The 11246-nt window shown below is 62.9% G+C and carries 10 protein-coding genes; 6 read left to right on the forward strand and 4 right to left on the reverse strand.

The genetic code is table 11. From position 1 onward, the window contains the following. The 4 genes from mifS (at nt 1) to HU806_RS12815 (ending at nt 5454) form a co-directional block, all read left to right on the forward strand. Complete coding sequence (mifS, locus tag HU806_RS12800; RefSeq protein WP_186611712.1) at nt 1-1767, forward strand: two-component system sensor histidine kinase MifS; 1767 nt, start codon at nt 1-3, stop codon at nt 1765-1767. Beyond that, the gene (mifR, locus tag HU806_RS12805) at nt 1760-3085 is read left to right on the forward strand and encodes a two-component system response regulator MifR (protein WP_186611713.1); all 1326 of its coding nucleotides are present in this window, start codon (nt 1760-1762) and stop codon (nt 3083-3085) included. Before mifS ends, mifR begins: the two co-directional genes overlap by 8 nt. A gap of 300 nt (nt 3086-3385) precedes the next feature. After that, entirely contained in the window at nt 3386-4705 is a 1320-nt protein-coding gene (locus tag HU806_RS12810; RefSeq protein WP_186611714.1) for an MFS transporter, read from the forward strand. 128 nt (nt 4706-4833) lie between these two features. Continuing rightward, complete coding sequence (locus tag HU806_RS12815) at nt 4834-5454, forward strand: flavin reductase family protein (protein WP_186611715.1); 621 nt, start codon at nt 4834-4836, stop codon at nt 5452-5454. A gap of 131 nt (nt 5455-5585) precedes the next feature. On the opposite strand, the gene HU806_RS12820 is transcribed toward HU806_RS12815, so the two are convergent. Continuing rightward, nucleotides 5586-5819: a hypothetical protein gene (locus HU806_RS12820; protein ID WP_186611716.1), complete on the reverse strand. Its 234-nt coding sequence runs from the start codon at nt 5817-5819 to the stop codon at nt 5586-5588. A 41-nt stretch (nt 5820-5860) separates the two neighbouring features. Further along, complete coding sequence (locus HU806_RS12825) at nt 5861-6214, reverse strand: putative quinol monooxygenase (RefSeq protein WP_186611717.1); 354 nt, start codon at nt 6212-6214, stop codon at nt 5861-5863. Nucleotides 6215-6541: 327 nt separating this feature from the next. Between HU806_RS12825 and HU806_RS12830 the strand changes: the two genes are divergently transcribed. Continuing rightward, nucleotides 6542-7471 carry an AraC family transcriptional regulator gene (locus HU806_RS12830; protein WP_186611718.1) on the forward strand — a complete coding sequence of 310 codons (930 nt, stop codon included), beginning with the start codon at nt 6542-6544 and terminating at the stop codon, nt 7469-7471. A gap of 20 nt (nt 7472-7491) precedes the next feature. Here the strand turns inward: HU806_RS12830 and HU806_RS12835 are convergent, their stop codons facing one another. Then, the gene (locus HU806_RS12835; protein WP_186611719.1) at nt 7492-9123 is read right to left on the reverse strand and encodes a 5-guanidino-2-oxopentanoate decarboxylase; all 1632 of its coding nucleotides are present in this window, start codon (nt 9121-9123) and stop codon (nt 7492-7494) included. Nucleotides 9124-9233: 110 nt separating this feature from the next. Here HU806_RS12835 and HU806_RS12840 point away from each other — a divergent pair, with 110 nt between their 5' ends. After that, nucleotides 9234-10115, forward strand: a complete 882-nt coding sequence (locus tag HU806_RS12840) for a LysR substrate-binding domain-containing protein (protein WP_186611720.1) — start codon at nt 9234-9236, stop codon at nt 10113-10115. A 36-nt stretch (nt 10116-10151) separates the two neighbouring features. Here HU806_RS12840 and HU806_RS12845 read toward each other — a convergent pair whose 3' ends face one another. Continuing rightward, entirely contained in the window at nt 10152-11171 is a 1020-nt protein-coding gene (locus HU806_RS12845) for an alpha/beta fold hydrolase (protein WP_186611721.1), read from the reverse strand. Between the last annotated feature and the right edge of the window lie 75 nt (nt 11172-11246).

Genomic DNA, 11246 nt, shown 5'->3' on the forward strand with positions numbered 1-11246 from the left:
ATGCTGCCGACTCCTCGTACCTTGCGCCTGCTCCTGGCCATCGCTTTGATTCTCATCGGCGCAGCGCTGGCCGCCACCCTGGCCGTACGCCACGCCGAACGCGAGGCCCTGGAGGAAGACGCCAGCCGTGCCAGCCAACAATTGGCGCTGTACGCCAATTCCCTTCACACCTTGATCGAACGCTACCGCGCCTTGCCCGCCGTGCTGGCGCTGGATCCGGAGTTGCGTGACGCCCTCAAAGGCCCGGTCAGCGCGGCGCAGCAGGATGCATTGAACCGCAAGCTGGAAAAGATCAACGGCGCCGCGCAGTCGTCCACCCTGGAATTGCTCGACCACGCCGGCCTCGCCGTTGCCGCCAGCAACTGGAAATTGCCCAGCAGCTATGTCGGGCACAACTATGGTTTTCGTCCCTACTTCCTCCAGACCCGCACCCAGGGCACCGGGCGATTTTATGCGGTGGGCGTAACCAGTGGCATCCCGGGCTATTTCTTGTCCAGCGCCGTGACCGGCGACAACGGCGAGTTCCTCGGCGCCATGGTGGTGAAGCTGGAGTTCCCGGAGCTTGAGCGCGAATGGCGCCAGGGCAGCGACACGCTGTTGGTCAGCGATGCGCGGGGGATCATTTTCATCGCCAACCGCCCCGGCTGGCGCTATCGCCATCTGCAACCGTTGACCGACAGCGACCGCGCCGAACTCAAGGCCACTCGCCAATACGACAAGCAACCGCTACAACCCTTGACCTTCGATCCGCTGCGACGCTTTGACGATAACAGTCACTTGTCCCGGGTCGAGGCGCCCGACGGCCCGGCGGATTATCTTTGGGAATTCCTGCCGTTGACCAGCGAAGGCTGGACCTTGCACCTGCTACGCCGTCCGCAGGTCGCTTTCGAAGACCTGCGCAACGCCGGCCTCGCCGCCGCCGGGTTGTGGTTGGCGCTGGTGTTCCTGCTGCTGTTTCTCAACCAGCGCTGGCGCCTGGCGAAACTGCGCCAACGCAGCCGCCAGGAACTCGAACGGCTGGTGGATGAACGCACCCGCGAATTGCGCACCGCCCAGGACGGCCTGGTGCAATCGGCCAAGCTTGCGGCCCTGGGGCAGATGTCGGCGGCGCTGGCCCACGAGATCAACCAGCCGCTGACCGCCCAGCGCATGCAATTGGCAACCCTGCGCCTGCTGCTGGACCACGGCCGCGTCGACGATGCCTACAAAGCCCTCAAGCCGGTGGATGACATGCTGACCCGCATGGCCGCCCTCACCGGCCATTTGAAAACCTTCGCGCGCAAAAGCCCCAGTGGTCTGCGCGAACGCCTGGACCTGGCGGCGGTGGTCGACCAGGCCCTGCAACTGCTGGAGACACGCCTGCGGGACGAACAGATCAGCACCGTTTTGCAGCTGACCCGCCCGGCGTGGGTGCGCGGCGATGCGATCCGCCTCGAACAGGTATTGATCAACCTGCTGCGCAACGCCCTCGACGCGATGGCCGACCAACCGCTCAAGCGCCTGGAAGTGCGCCTGCAGGCCGATGATCAATTGTGGAGCCTGACCGTGAAAGACAGCGGCAGCGGGATCGCCGAGGAACACCTGGCCCAGGTATTCGACCCGTTCTTCACCACCAAGGCCGTGGGCGATGGCCTGGGCCTGGGGCTGGCGGTTTCGTTTGCAATCATTCACGAATCCGGCGGGCGGCTGACGGCGGACAACCATGAAAACGGCGCGGTATTCTGCGTGACCTTGCCCATCGATCAGGAGGCGCAGTTGCATGCTTGATTCGGTCATAGTCGTCGATGACGAAACCAGTATCCGCACGGCCGTCGAGCAATGGCTGAGCCTGTCGGGGTTCCAGGTGCAATTGTTCAGTCGCGCCGAGGATTGCCTGGCGCAGTTGCCGGACAATTATCCGGGGGTGATCCTCAGCGACGTGCGCATGCCCGGACTTGGCGGCCTGGAGCTGCTGGCCGAAGTCCGCCGGCGCGACCCGGACCTGCCGGTCATCCTGTTGACCGGCCATGGCGACGTGCCGATGGCGGTGGAAGCCATGCGCGACGGCGCCTATGACTTTCTCGAAAAACCTTTCAGCCCGGAAGCCCTTCTTGGCAGTTTGCGCCGGGCCCTGGACAAGCGTTTCCTGGTCTTGGAAAACCGTCGACTGCACGAGCAGGCCGATGCCAGGGTCAAGCTGGATACCACGCTGCTTGGCGTCTCTCGGGCGCTGCAAAACCTGCGGCGCCAAGTGCTGGACCTGGCAACCCTTCCGGTCAATGTGTTGATCCGCGGTGAAACCGGCAGCGGCAAGGAACTGGTCGCCCGTTGCCTGCACGACTTCGGCCCGAGGGCGAGCAAGCCCTTCGTCGCGCTGAACTGCGCGGCCATCCCCGAACAGTTGTTCGAGGCCGAACTGTTCGGCCATGAAAGCGGCGCCTTCACCGGAGCCCAGGGCAAGCGCATCGGCAAGCTCGAATACGCCGACGGCGGCACGCTGTTTCTCGATGAGATCGAAAGCATGCCGTTAGCCCAGCAGGCCAAACTGCTGCGCGTGTTGCAAGAGAAAAAACTCGAACGGCTGGGTTCCAACCAAAGCATCAACGTGGACTTGCGCATCATCGCCGCCACCAAACCAGACTTGCTGGATGAAGCCCGGGCCGGGCGCTTTCGCGAAGACCTGGCCTATCGCTTGAACATCGCCGAACTGCGCCTGCCGCCGCTGCGTGAACGGCGCGAGGACATTGCGCTGCTGTTCGAACATTTCACCCACAGCGCCGCCGAACGCCTGGGCCGTCCCGCCCTGCCGTTGAGCGGTCCGCAACTGAGCCATCTGCTCAGCCACGATTGGCCGGGCAACGTGCGCGAACTGGCCAACGTCGCCGAACGGCAGGTGCTGGGGCTGGATCAACTGCCCGTCCTGGACATGGAACCGGGGCAATCCCTCGTCGCCCAGCAGGAAGCCTTCGAGGCCCAATGCCTGCGCGCCGCCCTGACCCGACACAAGGGTGATGTAAAAGCCGTGCTCGAAGAACTGCAACTGCCGCGCCGCACCTTCAATGAAAAGATGCAGCGGCATGGGCTGAGTCGGGAGATGTTTTTGTAAGGCCGCCGGTTTTCAACAGATGATCGTTCCTACGCTCCGCGTGGGAATGCAGCCCGGGACGCTCCGCGTCCCAAAAGCCGAACGCGGAGCGTCCGTAGAGGCATCCCCACGCAGAGCGTGGGAACGATCGTTAAGCGGATTCCCGCCCACGCCTCCATCCGCAATGAGCGGATTTCCGCTCATCCAGCATTACAACCCCCTCTAGACCGGCCTTCTCCCACCTGGCACAGCTCCTGCTATAGCCCTGGCAGGCTGCGTTCCTACGCGCTCCACAAAAACAATTAAACGAAGGATCCTTCAATGGATAACTCCAACGCCCTGCCCATCGGGTCGGCTGCCGCGCCCGCCCGTGCAAGAACCACCGCCAGTCGAATCAAATCGATCTTCAGCGGCTCGGTCGGCAATATGGTCGAGTGGTACGACTGGTACGTCTACGCCGCTTTCTCGTTGTACTTCGCCAAAGCCTTCTTCCCCAAGGGCGACACCACCGCCCAATTGCTCAACACCGCCGCAATCTTCGCCGTGGGCTTCTTGATGCGTCCGATCGGCGGCTGGCTGATGGGCCTGTACGCTGACCGCGCCGGGCGCAAACGCGCATTGATGGCCTCGGTCTACCTGATGTGCTTCGGCTCGCTGATCATCGCCTTGAGCCCCGGCTACGAAACCATCGGCGTCGGCGCGCCGATCCTGCTGGTGTTCGCCCGCTTGCTCCAAGGCCTGTCGGTCGGTGGCGAGTACGGCACCTCGGCGACCTACCTGAGCGAGATGGCGACCAAGGAACGTCGCGGCTTTTTCTCCAGCTTCCAGTACGTGACCCTGATCTCCGGCCAGCTCATCGCCCTGGGCGTGCTGATCGTGCTGCAACAGACCCTCACCACCGAGCAGTTGTATGCCTGGGGCTGGCGCATCCCGTTCGCCATTGGCGCGCTGTGCGCAGTCGTTGCGCTGTACCTGCGACGCGGCATGGAAGAAACCGAGTCATTCACCAAGAAAGAAAAAGCCAAGGAAAGCGCCATGCGCACCTTGATGCGCCATCCCAAGGAATTGATGACCGTGGTCGGCCTGACCATGGGCGGCACGCTGGCGTTCTACACCTACACCACCTACATGCAGAAATACCTGGTGAACACGGTCGGCATGAGCATCTCCGACTCCACCACCATTTCCGCCGCCACGCTGTTCCTGTTCATGTGCCTGCAACCGGTGATCGGCGGGCTGTCGGACAAGGTCGGTCGCCGGCCGATCCTGATTGCCTTCGGCATCCTGGGGACGCTGTTCACGGTGCCGATCCTCACCACCCTGCACACCATCCAGACCTGGTGGGGCGCGTTCTTCCTGATCATGGCCGCGCTGATCATCGTCAGCGGCTACACCTCGATCAACGCCGTGGTGAAAGCCGAGTTGTTCCCCACCGAAATCCGCGCGCTGGGCGTCGGCCTGCCCTATGCATTGACCGTGTCGATCTTCGGCGGCACCGCTGAATACATCGCCTTGTGGTTCAAGAGCATCGGCATGGAAACCGGCTACTACTGGTACGTGACGGCGTGCATCGCGGTATCGCTGCTGGTCTACATCACCATGAAAGACACCCGCAAGCACTCGCGAATCCTGACGGACTGATCCGACGCAACGGTAACAACACTCAGCCCGGCTTTTGCCGGGCTGAGTTTTTTGCGGTGCTGACAAAATTGGCCGGCCCCGGCACTATCCTCGCAATATTCAAATTCAAATCCAAGACCCGCGTGCCCATGCCTGAAGACATCCATTACTACGAACCCGCCAACGGCCATGGCCTGCCCCACGATCCGTTCAATGCGATCATTGGTCCACGGCCGATTGGCTGGATTTCTTCACAGGACGGCGAGGGCCGCCTCAATCTCGCACCCTACAGTTTCTTCAACGCGTTCAACTACGTTCCGCCGATCATTGGTTTCTCCAGTGTCGGGCGCAAGGACAGCCTGAACAACATCGAGCAGACCGGCGAGTTCGCTTGGAACCTGGCCACGCGCCCGCTGGCCGAGCAGATGAACCAGAGCTGCGCGATGGTCGCGCCAGAGGTCAATGAGTTCGAGCTGGCGGGCCTGACGCCTGCGGCGTCGCGGCTGATCCAGGTGCCGCGCGTGGCCGAGAGCCCGGTGTCTTTTGAATGCAAGGTCACGCAGATCATTCAACTGCAGCGCGCCGACAAGGCACTGGTGCCGAGCTGGCTGATCCTCGGCGAAGTGGTCGCCGTGCATATCGCCAAATGGTTGTTGAAGGATGGGGTCTACGACACCGCCGCCGCCGAGCCTATCTTGCGCGGCGGCGGGCCGGCGGATTACTTCCAGCTGGGGCCGGAAGCGTTGTTCAGGATGCATCGCCCCCGATAGGAACAACGCAGTTCCCCGTGGCGAGGGAGCTTGCTCCCGCTGGGTTGCGCAGCAGCCCCTGTTTTGATGGGCGCTTCGCACCCAAGCGGGAGCAAGCTCCCTCGCCACAAAAGCAATGCCAGTGATGCTGATTACCAGACCAACCCGCCCTCGTCGTCGACACCCTTCAGGTGAGTCAGCTGCACCGCGGCCGCTTCATCGGCCTTGGTAGCAGTCTCGAACGTCTGTTCTTCAAGCACTTTATTGAAACGCGGCTTGTCGGGACTGCCGATGGCCTTGGTGGCAATGGCCGCGTGATAACCGCCGCCCTCCTTGGGAACGACAGCGGAAACAGCTTCAAATTTTTTAAAGGCTTTACGTGCCATAACGCGCATCCTGGCGGTGGAAAGTGACCATCATTAAACCTTCAACCGGCCAGTTTGTGTACCTTCGCCATGCACCCTTCGGTCGCCTGGGCGGCGGACACTTCGCGAAAAGTGTGGAAATCCAGGCTGCTCACCACCAGGTCTTGCACCAGCTCGGCAAATATCGCCATTGCTGGCGAGTTGAAATAGGCGTCCATCGCCTGCTGGTTGACCCACAACCCGGACACCAGCCACAAGTCGGCGTCACATTGCGATTGCTGCAAGGCAAAGTGCAGGCAACCGGGCGCCTGGCGCGATGGCGTGATCAACGTGCTCAGGCGCGCGCCAAGCGGCTGGCTGCAACCGGCGCGTGCCCGGACAAAAGCCATGTGACTGACGGGGATCTGTGTAGTCATGTTCAACCCTCCCAGGTAATCCGTTGTGCGGCCGGGGACAGGCCGCGACAGGATCAAAGGTTAAAGGCCTCGACGCCAGCTTCGTTAGTCGATTCCTGCCGACCCATTGCACGATCCTGCCCGTCGAGTGCATCGCATCCAGCCCGGATGCGCTGAAAAACACGAGAGATGAAACAAAAGGTTTCAAGCAAGTTTCGACCGGGTTGCCCGGTCCGGTTCCGCCCCGTCGTGCAGGATCAGGCAAGCTTTCAACAGGATGTGACTACCGCTGCGCCTTGCACAAACATAAGCTTTGCTCATCGCTCTCTATCGCCTGAGGATCCCGGCATGTCGCCACTCGACCACGCCCACGTCCCGCTGGACACCTACCTGGAACAACAGCGCGCCGAACTGGCCTCGATCATCGAGCGCAACACCAGCGAGGATGGCAGCTACGCCACGGCCATCGGCTCGCTGAATCTGTCGCGACACAGCCAACCGCACAGGTTCGCCCCGGTGCTGGCGCAACCGGCGCTGTGCATCATGGCCCAGGGCAGCAAGCAGGTGCGCCTGGCGGACGAAACATTCAATTACGACCCACTGCATTATCTGGTGGTCTCGGTCTCGATGCCGTTGAGTGGATGCATCGCCGATGTCTCGCCCGAGCAGCCGATCCTGGCCCTGCGCCTGGACATCGACCCGGCGGAAATCACCGCGCTGATTGCCGACGCGGGGCCCTTGGGTGTACCGACCCGGCCCGCCGGGCGCGGCCTGTATGTCGAACGCCTGGACACGCCGATGCTCGACGCCGTGCTGCGCCTGGCGCGCCTGCTCGATACGCCGAAGGACATCGCCATGCTCGCGCCCTTGGTCCGCCGGGAAATCCTCTATCGCCTGCTGCGCAGTCCACAGGGCTATCGGCTTTACGAAATCGCTATCGCCAACAGTCAGAGCCATCGCATCAGCCAAGCAATCAAATGGCTCAACGGCCATTTCGAACAGCCGCTGCGCATCGACGACCTGGCCCGGGAAGTGAACCTCAGCGTCTCGACCTTGCATCATCGATTCAAGGCCATGACGGCCATGAGCCCGCTGCAATACCAGAAGCAATTGCGCCTGCAAGAAGCCCGACGGCTGATGCTGGCCGAAGGGCTTGAAGCGTCGGCGGCGGGGTATCGGGTCGGTTATGAAAGCCCTTCGCAGTTCAGCCGCGAATACAGCCGCCTGTTCGGCGCACCGCCGCTGCGCGATCTTGCGCGGTTGCGGATGACCGTTTGATCTGGTTTTCGAACAGCTTATTACGAGCCTTCGGCACGCTGGTTCCACCGTGCCTGATCCACCTCGATCAATGTCGGACCTTGCCGGCCGCGGGCAACAAGCAACGCAGCTCGCAATGACGGCGCATCGTCAACGGCCTCGGCGTCACAGCCCAGGGCTTTGGCGACGGCGATGAAATCCGGCGTGTAGATGTCGACGCCCAACGGCTCGATGGCCCGGTTGAGCATGTATTTCTTGATCTCTTCGTAGCCCTGGTTATTCCACAGCAGCACGATGATTGGCGTGCGTGCTTCCACGGCACTGGCCAGTTCGGCCAAGGTGAACTGCAAGCCCCCGTCACCGATCAGGCACACCACTGGCGGGCGACCATCGCCTCCGCCGAGCCAGGCACCGACCGCCGCTGGCAACGCGTAGCCGAGGGTGCCGTAGCCGGTTGAAGAATTGAACCAGCGGCGCGGATGCTCTGGATTGAAGGTGAGATTGCCGGTGTACACGGGCTGGGTGGAATCGCCGACGAAGATCGCGTCGGGCAATGTTTGCAGCACCGTGTCGAGGAATAAGGCCTGGACGCGAGTCGGGGCGTCCCATTGCCGGTCGAGTTCGGCCCGCAGCCGTGCAACACGAGCCGCTCCCCAATTATCGTGACGCTCGTCGAGCACTTGTCGATTCAACGCATCGAGCAAGGCGCCGGCAGCCATCCGCGCATCGGCCACCAGCGCCAGTTTCGGCGGGTAGTTGCGCACCGTCTGGTCGGGGTCGATGTCGATGCGCAGCAGCGCGCCGGGGATCTCGAAGCCGCCGGCGAAAGTGACGTCGTAGTCGGTCTCGGCCAGTTCGGTGCCGATCGCCAGCACCACGTCGGCCTCGGCCACCAAGGCACGGGTCGCAACCAGGCTCTGGGTGGAGCCGATCAACAGCGGATGACGGGACGCCAGCAAGCCCTTGGCGTTGATGGTCAACGCGACTGGGGCACCGAGGCGTTCGGCCAGTTCGGTCAATTCGAGCGACGCGTCGACTGCGCCGCCGCCGGCCAGGATCAAGGGTCGTTCCGCCGCTGCCAGCAGGCTCGCCATCTGCGCCACGGCTCCGGGCGCGGCACCGGCACGACTGATATTTACCGGCGTGCTGGCGAGCAAGTCATCGGCCTTCTCGACGAGAACATCCAGTGGAATCTCGATGTGCACCGGTCGCGGCCGTCCGGCCTGGAACAACGCAAAAGCCCGGGCCAGCACCCCTGGCAATTGCGCAGCGGACATCAAAGTGTGGGAAAACGCCGCCACACCGCCCACCAGCGCACTCTGGTTCGGCAGCTCATGCAATTTGCCCCGCCCACCGCCCAACTGGCTGCGCGACTGCACGCTGGATATCACCAGCATCGGGATCGAATCGGCGTAGGCCTGGCCCATGGCGGTGGTGATGTTGGTCATGCCTGGGCCGGTGATGATGAAGCACACGCCGGGCTTGCCGCTGACCCGGGCGTAACCGTCGGCCATGAAACCAGCGCCCTGTTCGTGACGTGGCGTCACGTGGCGGATGCTGGAACGGGCCAGCCCGCGGTACAACTCGACGGTGTGCACGCCAGGAATGCCGAACACCTGCTCCACGCCATAGCCTTCGAGTAACTTGACCAACACTTCGCCGCACGTCGCCATCGTCAATGCCTTTTTCTTCAGGGATGGCGCTATTGGAGCGGTCGGGCCATGGCGGCAACAATCGATAAAAAGTCATACTCGCCATGTCCACACGTCATGGCTCAAATCCAATGAAACGGCTTCCTCCGCTGCCGACGCTGCACACCTTCCTGATCACGGCCCAATGCTGCAACTTCACCCGCGCGGCTGAACAGTTGCACATCACCCAGGGCGCGGTGAGCCGACAGATCGCTGGGTTGGAAGCACATTTGGGTTACCCGCTGTTCCAGCGTCAGGCGCGAGGCTTGAGCCTGACCGCCGAGGGCCAGGCGTGGTTGCCTCGGGTGCAGCAGGTGTTCGGCCTGATTGGCGAAGCGGTGGAGCAGATCGGTGAAAAACGCCAGGCCCTACGGCTCAAGGCCCCCACGTGCGTGATGCGCTGGTTACTGCCGCGCCTGCTGCAATGGCAAAGGGAACGCCCGGACGTCCCGGTGGAGTTGACCACCACGGTCCGGCATGGGGTGGATTTTCAGCGCGAAACGTTCGACGCGGCGGTGATCTACGGCCCGCCGCCTGACAGCTCGTTGGCATGCCTGCACCTGTTCGACGAACAACTGACGCCCGTTTGCTCCCGTCCGTTGCTGGAAGGTCCGGTGCCGTTGCGCACGCCTGACGACCTGCAACAGCATTTGCTCCTGCACCCCACCACCGATGAGCGCGACTGGAACGCTTGGTTGGCGGAGGCCAACGTGCGCCTGAACAACGTCAGCAAGGGCCAGCATTTCGAAACCCTCGACCTGGCGATGTCCATGGCCTCCCAGGGCACAGGCGTGGCGATTGGCGACTGGTCGCTGATCGGCGATGACCTGAGCGCCGGACGGCTGGTGATGCCGTTCGAACTGAAAGTCACGACCGGGTTGGGTTATCACCTGGTGCACCCGCGCAAAACCCAGGTGTCGGCTCCGTTGCGAGAGTTGATGGAATGGCTGGTGGATCAGGCCCGGCGCAGATAGCTCATCCACCACAGGGGATCGTGCCAATCCTGAATGTCAGAGCAGATTCGGCACCTGCGCCGACTCAAGCTGCGCCCAGTGCGACGTGTCCTCGCGGTGCTGTTGCAGATAAGGCAACACCGCGCCCAGCAGCGGTTCCTTGAACGCCTCTTGAAAGCGGTGGGCCAGGCCTGGAATCAGCTTCAACTGACTGCCGCGAATGTGCGCCGCCAAATGCACGCCATGCATCACCGGCAGCAACGGATCGGCGGTGCCGTGGACCACCAGGGTCGGCACTTGCAGTTGATTGAGCAGCGCTACCCGACTTGGCTCGGCCATGATCGCCATGATCTGGCGCTTTACCCCTTCGGGGTTGAAGGCCCGGTCGTAGGCGACGGCGGCTTGATGCAGCAGCGCCTGCCGATCATCCACCACCATCGGGCTGCCCAGCGCCGCCAGCAGGTCGGCCTGTTGCTCAAGCGCCGCTTCACGATTCGCAGCGCTGCGCCGCGACAGCAACTGCACCAATGTCTCGCTGGGCGCCGGCAAGCCCGCAGCGCCGGACGTGCTCATGATCAGGGTCAGGCTCTCGACGCGCCGCGGTGCCATGGCGGCCATGTGCTGGGCGATCATCCCGCCCATGCTCACCCCCAGCACATGGAAGTTCTGTACGTCCAAGGCGTCCATCAGCCCCAGGCCATCGGCGGCCATGTCGGTCAAGGTGTACGGCGCGGCGACCGGCAGGCCAAGCTTGTAGCGCAGCGCTTCGAACGTCAGGTTGGCGCTGCCGGGGGCCTGGCGCCAGGCGGAAAGGCCAACGTCCCGATTGTCGTAGCGGATCACCCGAAAGCCCTGTTCGCACAAGGCCTCCACCACTTCATCCGGCCAATGGATCAATTGCCCGCCCAGGCCCATCACCAGCAGCAGTGCTGGATCGGACGCACGCCCGATGCTCTGGTACGCCAGGCTTACCTGGTCCAGGTCGACCCTTTGGGTCGCGACATTGACATCACAACGAGAAGCCGCCAACGACGGCAGGCCGCACAGCAAGGCGGCCAGGAAAATGAATACACGCATGAACAAACACCAAAACGCAGAACCCCAGTAGAGCGCGAGTCTGATGAAGTTTGTTCAAGCGCGCTGCCACAGTTG

The sequence above is a fragment of the Pseudomonas sp. SWRI154 genome, from assembly GCF_014268645.1.
In the GTDB taxonomy this organism is placed as follows: Bacteria; Pseudomonadota; Gammaproteobacteria; order Pseudomonadales; family Pseudomonadaceae; genus Aquipseudomonas; species Aquipseudomonas marvdashtae.